The organism is Nostoc sp. GT001, from assembly GCF_030382115.1.
Lineage (GTDB): Bacteria > Cyanobacteriota > Cyanobacteriia > Cyanobacteriales > Nostocaceae > Nostoc.
Window position 1 is genome coordinate 1,267,793 of sequence record NZ_JAUDRJ010000003.1, and the last position, 19,116, is coordinate 1,286,908.

A 19,116-nucleotide genomic window follows, 5' to 3' on the forward strand; every position below is an offset into this window, starting at 1 on the left:
TTATTCTCTGCTACCTTTTTCTGCTGCCGCAATTTCTAACAACGTCTTCAGCACTGAATCAGGATTGAGGCTAATGGAATCAATACCTTGTTCTACCAAAAAACGAGCAAATTCTGGGTAGTCACTTGGTGCTTGACCGCAAATACCAATTTTGCGTTGGCGAAGCCCGCCGGAGGCATCGCACTGTTTTACTGTAGATATTGCTTTCGCGATCATTCCTTTGACAGCATCATCGCGTTCGTCAAATAAATGCGCTACCAACTCGGAATCTCTATCAAGCCCTAATGTTAATTGCGTTAAGTCATTAGAACCAATTGAGAATCCGTCAAACACTTCACAAAATTGCTCTGCAAGTTGCACGTTACTCGGTAACTCGCACATCACATATACTTGTAAACCGTTTTCTCCCTTCACTAAACCATGCTTCGCCATCTCTGCAAGTACGCGCCGACCTTCAGCGGGAGTGCGACAAAATGGCACCATCAAAATCACGTTGATTAAACCCATTTCTTCGCGGACTTTTTTCATGGCGCGACATTCTAAAGCGAATCCTTCGCGGTAGCGTTCATCATAGTAACGCGATGCACCCCGCCAACCAATCATCGGATTTTCTTCGTGAGGTTCAAATTGTTTTCCACCTAAAAGATTGGCATATTCATTAGTTTTGAAATCACTCAGACGAACGATTACAGGTTTGGGATAGAATGCTGCGGCGATCGCGCCGATACCTTGGGCGAGTTTATCAACAAAGAATTGCGCTTTATCTTCATATTGTGCGGTTAATTCAGCAATTTTGTATTTGGCTAGTTCATCTTCCAATTCATTAAAGTGAATTAATGCTAAAGGATGCACCTTAATGTGGTTAGCAATAATAAATTCCATCCGTGCCAAACCCACCCCATCATTAGGAATAGCGCTATAGCCAAATGCTTCTTCTGGGTTGCCCACATTCATCATGATTTTAGTGCGAGTGTGGGGCAATTTTTCTAATGGTATTTCTTGAACTTCGTAGGGTAACAAACCTGCGTAGACTTTTCCGGTTTCACCTTCAGCACAAGAAACTGTAATTTCTTGCCCAGTTTTAATTACCGTTGTGGCATTACCGCAACCCACAATCGCGGGGATTCCCATTTCTCTAGCAATAATTGCCGCATGGCAAGTACGTCCGCCGGAATTGGTGACAATCGCACTGGCTTTTTTCATGATCGGTTCCCAGTCGGGATCGGTGCGATTAGTTACCAGCACCTCACCAAGCTGAAATTGTTCCAAGTGATGCACATCGAGAATTACTCGTGCTTTGCCTTGTCCGATCATCTCTCCGACGCTGCGCCCTGTAACAAGAGGCAGAGGGGCAGCACTTCGGCTACGCTCAGTAACCGAGGGGTGGAGGGGCAGAGGGGAAAAAGCTTTTGTCTCCCCTGCTGCCACTACAAGATGATAACTACGCAACACATTTTTAGTCTTCTGCGATTGCACAGTTTCAGGGCGTGCTTGGACAATAAATAATTCGTTGGTGATACCATCTTTCGCCCATTCGATATCCATTGGCGTGTAAACACCACGCACTTTTGAGTAGTGTTCTTCAATTACATACGCCCATTGTGCTAGTTGGAGAATATCTTCATCATTGAGGGCAAAGGCGGTGCGATCGCTCGCTGTAACTGGAATATTTTTAGTCATTTTCGAGCCGCCCAAGTCATACACCATCTTGATTTCTTTTGTCCCCAGGCGTTTTTTTAAAATTGGGCGGTATCCTTGTTTAAGAGTTGGTTTAAATACTAAATATTCATCAGGATTTACTGCACCCTGAACAACGTTTTCACCCAAACCGTAGGCGGCGGTAATTAGTGCTGTATCTTTAAATCCTGTCTCGGTATCAATAGAAAACATCACACCAGACGTAGCTAAATCGGAACGCACCATTTTTTGAACACCGACAGAAAGGGCAATACTAAAGTGGTCGAAACCTTTGATTTGACGGTAGGAAATGGCGCGATCGGTAAAAATAGATGCAAAGCACTTATGGCAAGCTTCTAATACAGTTTGCAGTCCGTGGACATTTAAGTAAGTTTCTTGCTGTCCGGCAAAGCTAGCATCGGGTAAATCTTCGGCTGTAGCACTGGAACGAACTGCTACATCAGTATCAGCACCATACTTTTGACACAGGTCTTGATATGCTTGAGCGATCGCTTGTTCTAATTCTTCAGGAAACGGAGTTTGTAGCATTAAAGACCGCGCCTGTTTACCTCGTTGCCGCAGATTATTCACATCTTCAACATCTAAGTCTGCAAAAATCTCTTTTAACTGCGGTTCTATTCCTGCTGCTTCAATAAAATAGCGATACGCATAAGCAGTAGTAGCAAATCCCGTAGGAACTTTTACGCCTTTGGATTTAAGCTGCTGAATCATTTCTCCCAAAGAAGCATTTTTGCCTCCAACTCTAGGGATGTCTGCAATTCCTACTTTTTCCAAAGGCAACACAAGAGCTTGTGATAAAACTTGATGTTCAGTGTTTTGATTGGACAGTATTTTTAGTTCCATAGTAAAGCTTCCTTAATATAAGTGGAGAGAGTTGCAAGGGCTGCTTTGAGTTAATGAGCATTTCATCTGACACTTATGTTTATAGGAAGATACTTTGAGGAACTTGTGAGGATGTCGGATTGTGACTATCATCCAATTTTGGATTTTATGAAACAGAAGAGATAATATTGCATTTCCTCACAGGTTCCTCAAACTTTTTGCGTAATTTTATCTATGTCCTGTATGGACAAAGCTATAAGAGGGTAATTAACGTGGAATCTAGAAAATACACTAAATTAATTCACTTTTTACTAGAGGAGTTGGCAATTCCTGCTGCTGCTATCAGCTTGGCTTTGCGTCATGTTGAGCAAACTCCAAGTTTGTTGCCTATAATTCTTTGGCAGTATGGACTAGTAACTGTTACCCAGCTAAACCAAATTTTTGACTGGTTAGAAGTAGCATCCTACATTTAACCAGCAATTTACGTCGTATAAATATTTCTCATCTAATAGTTTTATGAAAAACCGCAAACGAGTTGGTATTCTTACCAGTGGTGGAGACTGTCCTGGGCTTAATGCTGTGATTCGGGCTGTTGTCAGCCACGCAACACTCACTTATGATTGGGAAGTGCTGGGAATTTCTTATGCAACGCAGGGATTGCTGGAAGGTAAAGCAACTACTCTGAAGATGCACGGTCTAGACCTGCGTGGAATTGACCCCTTGCTTTTTATGGGGGGAACTATCTTAGGAACTATTAACAAAGGAGATACACTGGCTCATGCTAGTGAGATTATTGCTTAGTTATCAGACGTTAGAGCTAGACGCACTAATTGGCATTGGTGGTGATGGTAGCTTAAGTATTCTTCACAATCTTGCACACCAAGGAAATTGGAATTTTGTCGGTGTTCCGAAAACGATTGATAATGATGTAGCGTTTACAGAAAGGTCTGTAGGATTTGATACTGCTGTTAATACAATTACAAATGCTCTTAACGCTCTGACTTTTACAGCAGCGAGTCATGACCGGGTGATGATTGTGGAGGTTATGGGTAGAAAAGCAGGTCATTTAGCGTTGCAAGCAGGAATAGCAGGCGGTGCAGATGTGATTTTGATTCCAGAAATACCTTATTCAATTGAGGGAATTTGCCAGCATCTTGCTCAACTGCGCGATCGCTCTTGGCGCAAATTTGCGATCGTCGTAGTTGCAGAAGGTATTGAAGCGGTGAAAGGCTCATCTGATCTTAACGTGCTTTGTCAGCCAACAGCTACGTGCGGAATGGGTCAATACATAGCCGACCAAATTAGCCGTTGTAGTACTCAGAAGATAGAAACGCGAGTTTCAGTTTTAGGGCATATTCAACGAGGCGGTATTCCTTCTGCCTTAGATCGTCTAGTGGCGTCAGCTTTTGGTAAAACCGCAGTGGATTTGGTCGCACAAGGCAAATATGACCAGATGGTAGCTTGGCAAAATGCCCAAGTTGTTGCTGTCCCTTTGGCAGAAGTAATGCTTCAAAGTCCTTCGCCTGTGGATGCTAACGGGTATTTAGTTCCCGTTGCTCGCTCTTTGGGCATTTATGTAGGTGATGGTTTTCAGTATTGAAGAGATTTCTTTAAAACCGCTTTTGATATTCCACTACTGCACGACTGTCATCAGTTAAGTTAGTCGAAGCACGCACACGATATTCATTGTTTATCCGGTAATTAATACCCCATTGGAAGGGATCGTTTGTTGTCAAAATTTTAATACTGGAAACGGATATTTTGGAAGAAATGTCAACCCCAGCCTCCGCTGCTAATTCCAAAGTTGAATTGTTTCTTCCAGCTTCAGGATTCTCAGATATCACGGTAGGAAATATCCGCAGTTCACTTAAGCCAAAAGTACTCCCAATCTGGTTAAAAGCTGACTGAAAATTGTTAAACACAGCCGAACCTGCAATGTTAATCAGACCTAAAGTACTGTCTGCACGTCCTTGGGTGTCTACAAATCCGCCTCCTAAAAGAGCAACAATTTCGGTTTGACTACGTGAGGGACTACTTGTTAATTCTAAATTTTCATTTAGTTTACTAGCTAAACCGTTGATAGTAGCTTCGACTCGAACACTCTCTAACGCTGATAAACCTGTAGAATTTACCCGGCTGAAGTCATTACTTTGAGTTACATCCAATACTTTGGCAAATAGCCGAATATCTAAGTTGGGGTCGCGGGGTTGAGAAGGACTAAAGGTTGCAGTGTGTTTATAGCCACGAGCAAGGTTAAATTGGGTAGTAAATAAATTTACCCCTCCTTTTTCTAACTGAATAGTGCCATCGGGTATCGGCTGATTGATTAAGCCGTTAACTATGAGATTACCGCTGGCGCGAAAGTTGAGAATAGGGTCACGGGTAATTTGGACGTTTTTACCTAGTTCCAAATCTAAATTATTAAATCTGGCGTTAGTATTCCCTGTCCCATTTCCAATTTCAGATTTGCTCTGCTTATTGTCTTTTATGGGTGATACGCCAATACTACCATTTTCAGATGTCGTGGCGTCGGTAGATTCTGCCAGCAATACTTTACCATCAAATAAATTTACTTTACCGCCAATTATGGGATTAAGGGCAGAACCAGTAATCTGCAAATTGCCACTAGCACCTCCCTGATAAAGTCCCTTGAGATTCAACGCCAGCTGATCGAGATTAACAGTCAGGGGATTTTTGATAGTTACGTTCTCATTGTTGAAGATGGGAATTTCTCCAGCAGCTTCGACCTTTCCACGGCTAAATCTACCTTGAAGATTTTCTACTAAGATGCTGTCAAAATTAAATAGCACTCTACCTGTGACGCGTCTCAATTTACCTGGCAAAGCCTGGGCTGAAAAAGTCGCATTATTGACAGTAGCAATTCCATTTACTTCGGGTTTTTGCAGTGTTCCCCGCACCTTGAGGTCTACTTCTCCTTCACCTCTCTCAAATACCACTTGATTAGTCAATGCGTTTAAAAGCCCTAATCCCTCGTTTTCCAACTTCATATCCAAACTGATTTGCTCGCTGTCTGGTGCGACGGAAGCAAAAGGTAATTTATAAGGGATGCTGCCAGTAATATCAACAGGTTTTGGCCCAGCAACTGCTACAGTACTACCAAAGTTTAAACGTCCATCAGCATAGCTGAAACTTGCTGTTGCTGACTCTATTTTGCTCTGATTTAGTACTCCTTCTGTAATTTGCAATTCCCCTCTAGCTTGGGGATTAGCAATGCTGCCCGCTAAAGCTGCTGTACCGTTAAGATTACCTGTGATTCCAACTGGTAGCTTGACAACATTATTCAATAGTTGTACTGGAAAATTATTCACCCGCAGCTGACCAGATTGTTCATCACCACCAACGTTACCTGTAAACGCAATCAGTCTGTTTTGAGACTGGATTCGTAATGGTCGCAAACTCAAAACACCATTTTCAAAGTTACCTTCGGCAATAACTTGATCGGCAGTATAAAAACGATTTCGTTCTTCCTTTTTACCCCAGGCAAAGTCTTGTCCATTCAAATTAAAATCCACTGATAATCCATTGGGTGTAGCTGTATTTACAGCCACTTCTCCATTGAAAGTCCCCTTTAAGTCTGCCAAATCTGGTATGGGAGTGGAATTAAGTCGCTGTTCTTCCTGTTCTGCCACCAAAGCTTCAATTTCAGAAAACCGTTGGATCTGGGTTAATAAGGGTTCATCTGGCGTTCCTTGGGGATTGGTAGTCAGATCCGCTGCTGTACCGTAAATTTCTGGCGAACCACCTGGCAAATTTTGTAAATCAAATACCCGTGCTACAACCAGAACATCTTGGATCTCACCCTGCTTGACGTTCAGTTTGCCTTGTAATTGAGGCCCTTTAGGGCTTTGAGCCACAGTACCGACAAGGGCGTAGCTACTTTTTCCTTTGACAAATTCGCTACTAGTGAGTGTGGCTTTACCGTCACCGTAGCGGAATTGAGCAGCTATTCGATCGCCTTTAACCCGGCCAATTTGGGGATTTGCGATCGCTAAATTTCCCGTTGTTGCCAATGTCTGCTGATTAAACAGCAAATCCCCAGTTAACAACCCAGCTATCTTACCAGCACCCAGGCGAGTAATGGGTGGTGGAGTCAAATTCAATATTTGTAAGGGGAAATTGGCAACTTTCAGCGCCCAATCATTTCCTTGAACATTACCTGTGGCTGATGCTTGCTGCCATTTTACTAAGAAGGATTTCGGGCGATTATTAGCATCTAAATTGAAGTTCAAGCGATCGCTATTACCCGCCAAGTTCAAACTCAAACCGCGCCCCTGTTCTGAATCAATGTTTCCAGTTAACAAGGGTTCAAAAGCAATATCTTGAACAACCAAATCTCGTAAGTTGATTTGCCCTACTACATTTGGCAAGGGCAGTTTACCAGTGACTTGACCATTAAAATCTACACTTCCCGCCACAGCAACTTGATTGGGAAGATTAATCGGTAACTGTTTTAAGTTGTAATTCTGCGCCTGGACGTTGAGATTTAGGGCAGTAATTTCCGGTATCCCTGCCTTTGTTGCATTGGCTAATATGTTACCAGTCACACTTAAACCGGGAGCAGTTGCTCGCTCAATAGTCAGCCTTTCACCACTCCAAGCGATCGCAGCCGTCAGAGGTCGCTCAAGACCAGGGATACCTTGAGATAATTGTACCTGTCCAGCAGCACGCACATCAGCTAATTTGGACGATCCGACATTGCCTGCTAATTGCAACTGACCGCCAAACTGACCCCGCAATTGCTGATTTAACCGATTTAATTCCACACCAGCAGCATCAACTACAGCTTGATAGCGACCATTAGCCACTTGGATATTAGAGGCTGTAATATTTCCACCTGCAACATCCAGCCGTCCCTGACCGTTAGCTTGGATAGTTTGCGGTTGGAAGGATTCAACAGAACCCGCCACGTTTGCTTGACCAGTTAACGTCCCTCGCAACTGTGGTGGTACTGCTGCTAATTGTTGTAAAGGTACATTAGTTGCCTGAACTTGCGCCTGGTATACACCATTACCCACTTGGATATTAGAGGCTGTAATAGTTCCACCCGCAACATTGACCCGCGCCTGACCCATCGCTTGGATAGTTTGTGGTTGGAAGGACTCAACAGAACCCGCTACGTTTACTTGACCAGTTAACGTCCCTCGAAACTGCGGTGGTACTGCTGCCAACTGCCGCACAGGTACATTCTTAGCCTGAACTTGCGCCTGGTATAAACCATTCGCCACTTGGATATTAGAGGCTGTAATAGTTCCACCTGCAACATTTATCCGCGCCTGACCATTGGCTTGAATAGTTTGCGGTTGGAAAGACTCAACAGAACCCGCTACGTTGAACTGACCATTTAATGCCCCTTGAAACTGCTTTGGTACTTTTGCCAATTTCTGCACAGGCACATTCTTAGCCTGAACTTGTGCCTGATAGACACCATTCGCCACTTGGATATTAGAGGCTGTAACCGTACCCTTGCCAATAGCAAGGCGACCCTCACCACTGCCACGGAAGGTTTTCAGACTAAAATCATCTCTGCTACCTGCGATTTGGAACGTTCCCGCCAAAGGATTATCTAAAGCTGGGGGAGACTGTTTTAATATTTGTCCCAACCGCACGCCATTAGCTACCAGTTGAGCCGAGAAACTTTGGTCTTGCAGTTGGATATTAGAAACTGCAACTGTGCCGCCACCAATTTGAACTCCTGCACCATCACTGCGAATAGTGGCAATTTCAAATGGCGCTGTGCTGCCTGAGAGGATGAGACTACCATTGAACTGTGCCCCAGCCAAAGAGACATTTTGCAGTTGACTCTTGTCTACAAAAGGTTCTAACTTCACCCCAGAGGAAACAGCCACAGCTTGCCAACGCTCATTGGCATAACTACCAGTTGCCCGAACTGTCCCACCACTTACATTCAGAGCCACATTGCGGAAAGATACGTTGCGATTTGGAGCGATCGCAACTTCACCAGTTCCGGGATAAGTTCCATTGGGAGCTTGAAACTGTACCACAGTTTGGACATTGGTAGGAGCGCCAGTTAGTTGAGCTGTACCTGAGACATTGCCGATTTGAAAGGTAGGTGTTGTTTCGTAGACTTTGGCGATCGCATCCCCTGGAATATTCTTGGCAGCGAAATTTAAATCCAGTCGTGGGCTTTTACCGAGTTGAATTGTACCAGCGCCCGTGATATCACCACCGACTTTAGCTTTACCTTGAATATCTTTTAGGGTCAGTAAAGAGGAACTAGTAACAAGCTCAAACTTACTACTGATGCGATTAAAATCAACTTTGTCAATTCTGGCAGTTTGGATAGTGGCAACTGAGCCGGAAAGAATTGGCTCTTTAGTCGATCCGGTAATCTGCAAAGAAGCTTGTACTTGTCCAGCGATCGCTACAGGTAATTTTACCTTGAGAGTCTCCTGGGCATTCGCCAAACTCACCGCATTTACACGCGCTGCTAACTTCAAACCTGCTTGAGTATCGACGATTCCCGTAGCCACTAAAGGAATTTTGCCGTAGTTGCTAGTCACATTATTTAACTGCAACTCCGTTCCTTGGAAGCGGAGGTTTCCTTGACTATTGCTCAACAATTGCGGGACTTTGGGTATTTGCAGCGTTACCCCTTGCACAGTAGCGTTGCCAAACAATAGAGTTTGCTGTCCAGGTGTCAACCGAACTAACAAATCGCCATTGGCTCGACCCGCCTGTAAGTCTACTGGTAACTTAATCAACCGAGTAATATTCTCAGCTAGAAAATCTTGTGCCTGCACCTGGAAAGTCCCTGCTAGCACCTTAGAACGTGTCTCTCCCTGAATGGAAATATTGCCACCACTGTCTGCTTGACCCCCAACTTCAAACCGTATCAACTGGTTATTTGCTAAAAGTTGAGCAGATCCATTGAGTTGAGAAAATGTTACGGGGGATGAGGAGGATCTTGCTCCCTTATCTCCCCCTGCTCCCTGCTCCCCTGCTCCCCTGCTCCCTCTGCTCCCNNNNTCTCCCTCTCTCTCATCCGGCATCAAGGCCAGCTTGGCATTACGAAACCGCAGGTAGTCCAAATCGGTTTTAATGGCACTGCTTCCACCTGACGACGCAATGGTAGTAGAAACCCAACGCCCTTGGTCATCCTGGTCAATATAAATATCTGGATTGACTAAGGTTACATCTAGCTTTAAATGGCGATTAAAAATTAGTTGTAACAAATCAAAACCCACCTCTACAGATTCGACTGTGGCTCGATCTGCATCTGTAGGTGTGGCTGGGATAGCTGAAGCCCCAAACTGTACTCCTGTCAACGAAAATTGTGTGACTCTTCCCAGTTTTACCGGACGGTTGAGTGTAGTAGTTAGACTTTGTTGTGCTAACGGCGTTAACTCTGTTTGGACAAAAGTCCACAACCGCCAAATACCAACGAGAACTCCTAACAGCAAAAGTCCACTCAAGGCAATGCTACCCCGGCTCAACACCAGTAACCACAAACGTTTGCGGATAGGGGAGGGGGAATGAATATCTTGATTGGTAGATTTAATCATTTGCTTTCACTGTATTAATTGCCGGATGTCGCTGGCACACACAAGCATTAACTGGCACATTGGTTCAGTATGCCATTTCCAGGATACGCCAACAAAACCCAAGACCCCATTGGTTGAGTTACGGTATTTTCTCGATCCAATACTTATGCTTAATAATATTGGCGTTTTCAGGAAAATCTGAATAGAGTGAAAATTATTCCTGTGACTTTCCTTGAGGCACAATCTCGAACTTTAATATGAATAAACCTTAAAAAGGACAGATGATTACACCAATGCGTGTTTTTGTGTTAATTTTTAACGCTCGAACGGAAAATGAGGGGATTCACACGATCCGGGAAGGCGATGCCAAAAGCGGCAAGCTACGCAATAAAATTCTGATGTTCGAGTCAGAAGACGATGCGACGCGCTTTGCCCTGATGTTAGAAGCTCAGGATTTCCCCGCACCCACACCGGAGCCGATGGATGCTGAAGAAATTAAGGAATTTTGCGAAAGTGCTGGATATGAATGGGAAATCATCCCAGAAAACAGCAATTTAGTTGTAACTCCCCCAGAACTTAACGTCGAAAAAACTGACTGGCAAGAAGATGCCCAGAAGGAGGATACTGTTGAAGATACTTTCCCTCTCAATCAACAGCCGCTAGAAGAACCAGAATTGTCGGATTCTGAACTAGAGAAGATGCGTCGCAAATTGGAAGGGTTGTTGTAAGTAGTCATTAGTCATTAGTCATTGGTCATTGGTCATTGGTCACTTGTACTGAGCTTGTCCTGAGTGTAGCCGAAGGGCGTAGTCGAAGTATTGGTCACTGGTCACTGGTCGCTAACTGACAAATGACAAATGACAACGGACAAATGACAACGGACAAATGACAAAGGACAAATGATAAATGACAAATTTGCAAGAACGCGGGCATCTTTTAACTGAGCTGGTAAATCCTAATAGTCTGAACTTAGACCAGCTCAGTTCTCTGGAATTGGTGGAGTTGTTTAATGACGAAGACCAAAAGGCTGTTGCAGCAGTTGCAGCGGCGAGAATTCAGTTGGCAGAGGCAATTGAACGCACCGCAGAGCGTTTGCGCCACGGAGGACGCCTATTTTATATCGGTGCGGGTACAAGTGGCAGATTAGGGGTGTTAGATGCTGCTGAGTGTCCACCTACTTTTTGTACACCCCCAGAGTTGGTACAGGGGATTATTGCTGGTGGTGCTGGCGCACTAGTACGCAGTTCTGAAGATTTAGAAGACAGCATTGAAGATGGCGAGGCTGCGATCGCAGGGCGGCACGTTACCCAATTAGATGTCGTAGTTGGCATTACCGCGGGTGGGACAACGCCTTATGTCCACGGTGCGCTTCATGCTGCTCGTCAGCGAGGAGCCATAACTATTTTTATCGCTTGTGTTCCTGCTGAACAAGTTAGCTTTGATGCCGATATTGACATTCGTCTATTAACAGGACCAGAAATAATCGCCGGTTCAACTCGCCTGAAAGCGGGTACAGCTACTAAATTAGCTTTAAATATCCTTTCTAGCGGCGTGATGGTTAAGCTCGGCAAAGTTTATGGCAATCGCATGGTGGATGTAGCAGTAACAAATCAAAAATTACGCGATCGCGCTTTGCGAATTTTGCAAGACCTCACAGGTTTAAGTCGGGAAACTGCTGGTTTTTTACTAGAACGTAGTGGTAAATGGGTCAAGCTGGCCCTATTGATGCACTGGACTGGTTTGGAAAAAGACGAAGGCGATCGTCTACTTTCAGAACACCAAAGTAATCTCAGAGCAGCCGTTATCAGCTATCAAAACCACAAGCAACCTTGAATAAATTTTCTAAATTAATACTTTCTAATCTGGCTGCTACTTGTTTTAGTAGCACGCCTTTTTTTAAGAATAATATTCCCTAGAAAAGTTGACATCAATTAGCATAATTAAGAATAGTAAACTTAAATAAATATTTTTAACCTATATTGTGAATGTGAATAACTAAAGCAAGTCTCTTTGGAGACTGCTAATCTTTTTTAAACAAAAATTCAGAACTTATACGGATATGATTCAGTATGAAAATTCTTAAGATGATATATTAATACACTATGATGTCGACTATGGCAACCTACTTTAGTCATAAATATTAGCAGAAAAGTAAACTCTGCCAATAAAGACTTGATGCTAGATAAATTCTTTACTAGCAATAGTTTTGCTATCTTAACATCCGCCTTGCTTTTAATAATCTTGATTTAGACTGCTATATACCAAATCCATTTGCACTGATTCATATATTTGCCAATCGCTATATAGCTAGAACACTGGGACAGAAGTGTTGCCTATCTTTAACAAGTGACTTCAGAAATTTGTCTGGTTAATTGAGATGGTAGGTAGATTGACGCTGTGCTCTACTAGTATCGGTTTTTAATGGCTAGCTTTTTAATAAAAGGAACAAACTATGGCTCATCAAGAACTTATTTCAAATAATCTAGTAAATGAATTTAAAACTTGTACTCAGTTGCAATACAATGGCAAATTAAATATTAAGAGTTCAAAGGGCAGCCAATGGACTTTTTACTATCGACTGGGACGGATAGTTTGGGCAACAGGAGGAACTCATCCCTTCCGACGTTGGCGTAGACATATAGCCCAGAATTGTCCCCAGATTGATGTTGATAAGTTGCAGTTACGTGGGCAAGACCTATCAATTGATTACTGGGACTATAAACTGATAGAAGTATTTTATAAAAAACAGAAAATTCAGAGAGAACAGATTCAATCTATTGCGGAAAATACGATAGCAGAACTATTATTTGATCTAGCTTTGCAAGGAAACTTTGCTTCTCTAAGTTGCAATCGCAACCAAGAAGTTATCTTAGAAACCCCAATGAGCTTCACGAGTGCAGAAATGTCTGTAAAGCACATGCAAGACTCATGGAAAATTTGGTCAGAAGCAGGTTTAGCAAATTTTTCTCCTGACTTAGCACCAATTCTACGGCGACCAGAACAACTTGAGCAGATGGTTAGTCCATCTGTCTACAAAAACTTTGTAAATTTAATCAATGGCAAATTTACTCTGCGAGATTTAGCCATGAAAATGAAGCAGAGTGTACTACCACTTACCCGTTCCTTGCTTCCTTATATCCTTAAAGGAATCATTGAATTGGTAGAAGTACCTGACTTGCCTTTAGGAATTACTGAAGTCAATAATAACTCTACCACCACACAAGCCAAGAAGCGGATTGCTCCACTAGTGGCTTGCGTCGATGATAGCCCTCAAGTATGTAAAATGGTAGAGGATATTGTCACTTCCAATGGATTGAGGTTTGTCAAAATTCAAGATGCAGTACAAGCTCTACCAACCCTAATTCAGGATAAACCAGACCTGATTTTTTTGGATTTGATTATGCCAGTTGCTAGTGGTTACGAAATTTGTACTCAGTTACGAAGAATATCTACATTTTCCAACACACCAATAATTATATTAACAGGCAGTGATGGTCTTTTAGATCGAGTTCGTGCCAAAGTAGTTGGTTCTACAGATTTTCTCACTAAACCTGTAGTGGCTGATAAGGTAATGAGTATAATACGTAAATATTTACCTACACAAAGCGTATCCAGTGAAAAGAGTAAATCTAATTTAGAGGTTTGTAATTAGGGAAAGTTAGAGGCAATTTTTGGTTCTGAATTATTCCTCAAAACTTATAAACTTTTCCACCTCAGTAAAAATTAAATTATTGAGGTTAAACAATTTTAAATTAAGTCTCTTCTTCAAATCATTTATTTACGATTTTAGATATGTTATTACCTTGAAATTATTTTGCTGCCAGTCATTTTTACATCTTGAATCTTCAATCCAAAATATAGAATCTACAATTAGGTTATCAAACTATTTTATATTCAAAAATCTTATATTAAGTTATGTTTATTACGTACTTTTTCTGAGGTTGATAAATAAAGATTGAATCAAAATTAGACAAATACAAATTTTTGTATTTATAGCAGTCCTATTTGATTTGTGAATATTGTTTAGGGCAAAGGGGTTAGGGCTAGTCTCTAGTCCCTTCCATTTCTTTTTGAGGAATCATTTAGGATTTGTCTATTTTGTTTACATTTTGAGAAAAAGTTAACGATTAATTGCCATGAATACTGTTTTAGTTGTTGAAGATGGCTTAACAGATATGGAAATAATCAGCCGTTACTTGCAACAGGCAGGTTATTCTGTGATTAGCGCCACTAGTAGTGAAGAGGCTCAAGACAAAATAGATCAAAATAAACCAGACTTAATATTTCTCGATGTAATTTTACCGGGTAAAAGTGGCTTTGAAATTTGCCGAGAACTGAAAAATAATCCTGACACTAGCAATATACCTGTGGTTTTTTGCTCTACAAAAAATAGTGATGTAGATAAAATTTGGGGTAATATGTTAGGCGCTGATGGTTATCTATCAAAACCGATTGATCGCGAGGAACTAGTAGTAATTTTAAAGCGATTACTCAATTAGTGAAAATATCATAAATCAAAAAATCCTAGAAGTCACTATTTTTTAGATGAATCTCTCCAAGAATAAACAATAACTGTAAATAGTGGCTCAAGATAAATAATCAAGGACAAAGGATCGATAGCTTTGGAAACCCAGGAAAAGTTTTTAAGTTTTAATTTGGGAGTAACTGATACAGCTGTAATTTCTTTACAACACATCGCAGAAGTTTTGCAAGTATCATTACCAGAAATATGTGGCGTTCCTCAGATGCCAAGTAGTGTCTTTGGTATTTATAATTGGCGGGGTGAGATGCTTTGGTTAGTCGATTTAGAGGCAATGTTAGGTTATCCTCCAATTTCACAAGAGTCAAATTTAGTTTCAAAAATGATGGCAATTGTTCTAGAAAATAAAGGTAAGTATTTGGGACTATTGGTGCGACAACTTATAGATATTGAATGGCTGGATACTAAAGAAATGAAACCCGCAAGTGCTGAATTATTTTATCCGAAAATATCACCTTTTTTACAGGGATACTTTATTAATGATTCGGAGGAGATAATTTTTAATTTGGATGCTACAACTATTATTCAATCTCCAGGATGGGGGATTCATAATTGAATACTTAGTAAGGTGTGATTAGGTATATTGTTTTGAAAACTCCTAATCATTAATGAGTAAATACCAGATAAATATCGCTTGCCACATATCCAGTTATTACCAATCACAATTTTGAGGTTAATCAAATGACATTTTTGTATAACAATAGCCATGAGAACGAGCATCTAATCTCGGAATTAGAAAATCAGAATGGTAACGCTCATATAGCAAATATTGCTAGTAGTGAAATATCTTTATTAAATGCGATCGCTCTAGAATTTAAAACTTGGCGGCGACAGTTGAAAGACATCGCAACTTACATGCGCCAAGCCCCAGACCTTGATACATTACTGAAAATTACTGTAGCACAAATTAGAGAAAAGATTGGCTGCGATCGCGCCTTAATTTATCAGTTTACTTCGCGAGAATCAGGTAATGTTTTAGCCGAATCGAGAACACTAGGTTGGACACCAACTTTAGGTGAAAATATTCCTGGAATTATTTTTGGTCTATATACCAATCAAGACTATATAGAAGCTGTAGTTATTGACGATATCAATCAAATTCAACTTACCCCTTATCAAAAGCAACTGTTAGATAAATTTCAAATTAAAGCTAGTTTGAGTTTACCGATTGTAGTAGAAGGTAAAGTGTGGGGTTTACTAGTAGTTAATAATTGCTACTCAACGCGGCAGTGGCAAGAAGTAGAAATTAGCCTACTATCTCAACTGACAACAGAACTAATTTACAAATTACAGAGCTTTGAATTCCAAAAAGAACAGCAACAGCGGCTACTAGCAAAAAAATCGGTAGCTAAAGTCATCGACAAAATTTTGCGGATATCAAATGTCGATAAGCTTTTTCAAACAACCACTCAAGAAGTACGTCAATTACTAAAATGCGATCGCGTCGGTGTCTATCGCTTCAAATCTGACTGGAGTGGTGAGTTTGTCGCTGAGTCTGTGGGTAATGGTTGGGTAAAAATGGTAGGCCCTGATTTTTACATGGTCTGGGAAGATACCCACTTACAAGACACTCAAGGAGGACGTTATGCCAAGGGTGAAAGCTTTGTAGTCAATGACATTTATCAAATGGGCCATTCTCAATGTCACATTGACATTTTAGAACAGTATGAAATGAAGGCTTACATCATTGCGCCCATATTTGCTGGAGAGAAATTATGGGGTTTGTTGGCAGCTTATCAAAATTCTGGGCTCGTGATTGGCAACCTTGGGAAGAAAGCTTTGTAACTCAAATTGGGCTGCAATTTGGTGTAGCTATCTCGCAAGGGGAATATCTTGAGCAAGTGCAGACAAAATCTGAGCAACTAGCTCAAATAGTTGAACAAGAGAAAGTTTTCACTAAGATAGTCAACCGCATCAGACAATCTTCAGATGTAGAAAGCGTCTTCAAAACAACCACTCAAGAAGTGCGTCAATCACTACAATGCGATCGCGTCGCTGTCTATCGTTTTAACCCTGACTGGGGTGGTGAATTTGTAGCTGAGTCTGTGAGTAGTGGTTGGACAAAACTGGTAGGCCCTGATATTAAAACCGTTTTGGATGATACCTACTTGCAAGAAACTAAGGGAGGTCGGTATGTCAGAGGTGAAAACTTTATCGTTAATAATATCTATGAAGTAGGGTTAGCTCCCTGTCATATTGAGATTTTAGAGCAGTTTGAAGCCAAAGCTTACATGATTGTTCCGATATTCTTCGGGGATAAATTGTGGGGATTGCTGGCAGCTTATCAAAACTCTAGCTCCCGTGAATGGCAAAGCTGGGAAGTGAACTTTTTGGTTCAGACTAGCTTGCAATTTAGTTTAGCTAAATCACAGATAGACTATTTGGAATTAGTACGAGTCAAATCTGAAAAACTAGCTCAAATAGCAGAACAAGAGAAAGCTGTCACCAAGATTAGTAACCGCATCCGGCAATCTTTAGATGTAGAAGAAATCTTCAAAACAACGACTCAAGAAGTCAGGCAATTACTGCGATGCGATCGCGTTGCCGTGTATCGTTTCAATCCTAACTGGAGTGGGGAATTTGTTGCAGAGTCAGCAGGTCATCTTTGGGTAAAACTTGTAGGTCCCGATATCAAAACTGTCTGGGAAGATACCCACTTACAAGAAACTCAAGGAGGTCGATATGCCCAAGGAGAAAACTTTGTTGTAAATGATATCTATCAGGTAGGTCATTCTCCTTGTCACATTGAAGTTTTAGAGCAATTTGAAGCCAAAGCTTATGTAATTGTGCCTGTATTTGCTGGAGAACAATTGTGGGGATTGCTGGCAGCTTATCAGAATTCGGGAACTCGTGATTGGGAAGAATTAGAAGTTACTTTGTTAGCACGTATTGGCAGCCAATTAGGATTGGCATTACAACATACCGAATATTTGCAACAAGTACAAGCGCAGTCAGCAAAATTAGCAGAAGCCGCAACACGGGAAAAGGCAGCTAAGGAGTTACTACAACAACGATCCATTCAACTCTTAAAAGCCCTTAGACCCGCCCTTAACGGCGACTTAACAGTACGCGCACCGATTACAGAAGACGAGCTAGGCACGATCGCAGATGCTTACAATAATACTCTGCAAGCACTGCGGCAAATTGTTGTTCAAGTACAAGGGGCTGCTCAACAAGTTGCACAAACTTCCAGCAATAGCGAAGCTTCATTAGCGGGATTGACTAATCTGGCACAACAACAATCTGAGGAGATTACCGCAGCTTTAGATGACATTCAACAGATGGTGGACTCTACTCAAGCTGTAGTAGCGAATGCTGAGTTAGTACAACTAGCAGTGCAAAAAGCCAATCAAACTGTAGAGTCTGGCGATACTGCCATGAACCTGACTGTAAAAGCAATCCAAGGAATTCGCGAAACCGTTGCTCAAACCAGCAAAAAGATTAAACGCCTCAGCGAATCCTCGCAAAAAATCTCCAAAGTGGTGAATTTGATTGGAAATTTTGCCACACAGACAAACGTACTCGCTTTGAATGCAGCCATTGAAGCTACTCGTGCTTAGGTGAATATGGCAAAGGCTTTGCAGTTGTAGCTGATGAAGTCCGTTCTTTATCTCGCCAATCAGCAGCAGCAACCATCGAAATTGAAAAATTAGTTCAGGAAATTCAAGCAGAAACTGGGGAAGTTGCAGTAGCAATGGAAACTGGTATTCAGCAGGTAGTAGAAGGTACAAATCTTGTTAGCGACACTCGCCAAAACTTAAATGCGATCGTTTCTGCGACTGCCGAAATTAGTCAGCTAATCGAGCGAATTACCGCAGCGACTCAAAAACAAATGGCGCAATCTGTAACAGTCACTAAATCAATGCAAGATGTTGCAGAAATTGCTGATAAAACTTTTGCTGAATCTCAAGAAATTGCAACTGTGTTCCAAGATTTATCAGGAATGGCGCAAGAGTTATTAACAACTGCTAGTAAGTTTAAAGTGAAATGAAAAATGGTTAGGAGTTAGGAGATAAGAGCTATTAGGTCAAAGCATTAATTATATAAAGCACTATTTTATTGGCAAATGTAAAATGCTTTGACCTTAATTACTTATAACTTTTTAGTTAAGAAAAGGAGATGTCTAATTGGCAGAGAGTGTTATTCAACAGAAGAGTTTCAAATTTACTTTAGAAATTATTCACCTATATATTAAACTGCAAAATCAACGTGAATATGTGCTTTCTAAGCAATTACTACGAAGTGGGACAAGTATTGGCGCGAATGTTGAAGAGGCTAGCGGTGGTCAGAGTAGAAAAGATTTCTTGGCAAAAATGTATATTGCATACAAAGAAGCTAGGGAAACCAAATACTGGCTACGTCTACTACAACAGTCCAAACTAGTAAATATTGATTTAACTAATGAACTCATCTATGCAGACGAAATCATTCGGATTTTGAGTTCAATAGTCAAGACAACTGAAAAATCAATTGGTCGCTCAACTCTTAACTCCTAACTCCCAACTCCCAACTCCCAACTCCCAACTCCCCACT

General features: G+C 41.5%; 9 protein-coding genes and 2 pseudogenes. 9 read left to right on the top strand and 2 right to left on the bottom strand.

What is annotated here, in order from left to right; translation table 11 throughout:
• Nucleotides 1–2,541 (bottom strand): phosphoenolpyruvate synthase, encoded by a 2,541-nt coding sequence (gene ppsA, locus QUD05_RS08200; RefSeq protein ID WP_289795632.1) that lies wholly within the window; start codon nt 2,539–2,541, stop codon nt 1–3.
• Between the two features lie 251 nt (nt 2,542–2,792).
• On the opposite strand from ppsA, the gene QUD05_RS08205 reads away from it, so the two are divergent.
• Both QUD05_RS08205 and QUD05_RS08210 read left to right on the top strand, forming a co-directional pair.
• A complete protein-coding gene (locus tag QUD05_RS08205) occupies nt 2,793–2,993 on the top strand; it encodes a DUF2949 domain-containing protein (protein ID WP_289795633.1) in 201 nt (66 codons plus the stop codon).
• Nucleotides 2,994–3,036: 43 nt separating this feature from the next.
• Nucleotides 3,037–4,120 (top strand): annotated as a pseudogene (locus QUD05_RS08210) (ATP-dependent 6-phosphofructokinase).
• A 10-nt stretch (nt 4,121–4,130) separates the two neighbouring features.
• Here QUD05_RS08210 and QUD05_RS08215 read toward each other — a convergent pair.
• Nucleotides 4,131–10,064 carry a translocation/assembly module TamB domain-containing protein gene (locus tag QUD05_RS08215; RefSeq protein ID WP_289795634.1) on the bottom strand — a complete coding sequence of 1,978 codons (5,934 nt, stop codon included), beginning with the start codon at nt 10,062–10,064 and terminating at the stop codon, nt 4,131–4,133.
• A gap of 260 nt (nt 10,065–10,324) precedes the next feature.
• Between QUD05_RS08215 and QUD05_RS08220 the strand changes: the two genes are divergently transcribed.
• The 7 genes and pseudogenes from QUD05_RS08220 (at nt 10,325) to QUD05_RS08250 (ending at nt 19,079) form a co-directional block, all read left to right on the top strand.
• Entirely contained in the window at nt 10,325–10,771 is a 447-nt protein-coding gene (locus QUD05_RS08220) for a DUF3110 domain-containing protein (protein ID WP_289795635.1), read from the top strand.
• A 178-nt stretch (nt 10,772–10,949) separates the two neighbouring features.
• A complete protein-coding gene (gene murQ / locus QUD05_RS08225) occupies nt 10,950–11,876 on the top strand; it encodes an N-acetylmuramic acid 6-phosphate etherase (RefSeq protein WP_289795636.1) in 927 nt (308 codons plus the stop codon).
• A gap of 619 nt (nt 11,877–12,495) precedes the next feature.
• A complete protein-coding gene (locus tag QUD05_RS08230) occupies nt 12,496–13,695 on the top strand; it encodes a response regulator (RefSeq protein ID WP_289795637.1) in 1,200 nt (399 codons plus the stop codon).
• Between the two features lie 484 nt (nt 13,696–14,179).
• Entirely contained in the window at nt 14,180–14,542 is a 363-nt protein-coding gene (locus QUD05_RS08235) for a response regulator transcription factor (protein WP_289795638.1), read from the top strand.
• Nucleotides 14,543–14,665: 123 nt separating this feature from the next.
• Nucleotides 14,666–15,139: a chemotaxis protein CheW gene (locus QUD05_RS08240; protein ID WP_289795639.1), complete on the top strand. Its 474-nt coding sequence runs from the start codon at nt 14,666–14,668 to the stop codon at nt 15,137–15,139.
• A gap of 125 nt (nt 15,140–15,264) precedes the next feature.
• A pseudogene (locus QUD05_RS08245) lies at nt 15,265–18,574 on the top strand (GAF domain-containing protein).
• A gap of 136 nt (nt 18,575–18,710) precedes the next feature.
• Nucleotides 18,711–19,079: a four helix bundle protein gene (locus QUD05_RS08250; RefSeq protein WP_289795640.1), complete on the top strand. Its 369-nt coding sequence runs from the start codon at nt 18,711–18,713 to the stop codon at nt 19,077–19,079.
• Nucleotides 19,080–19,116 lie beyond the last annotated feature (37 nt).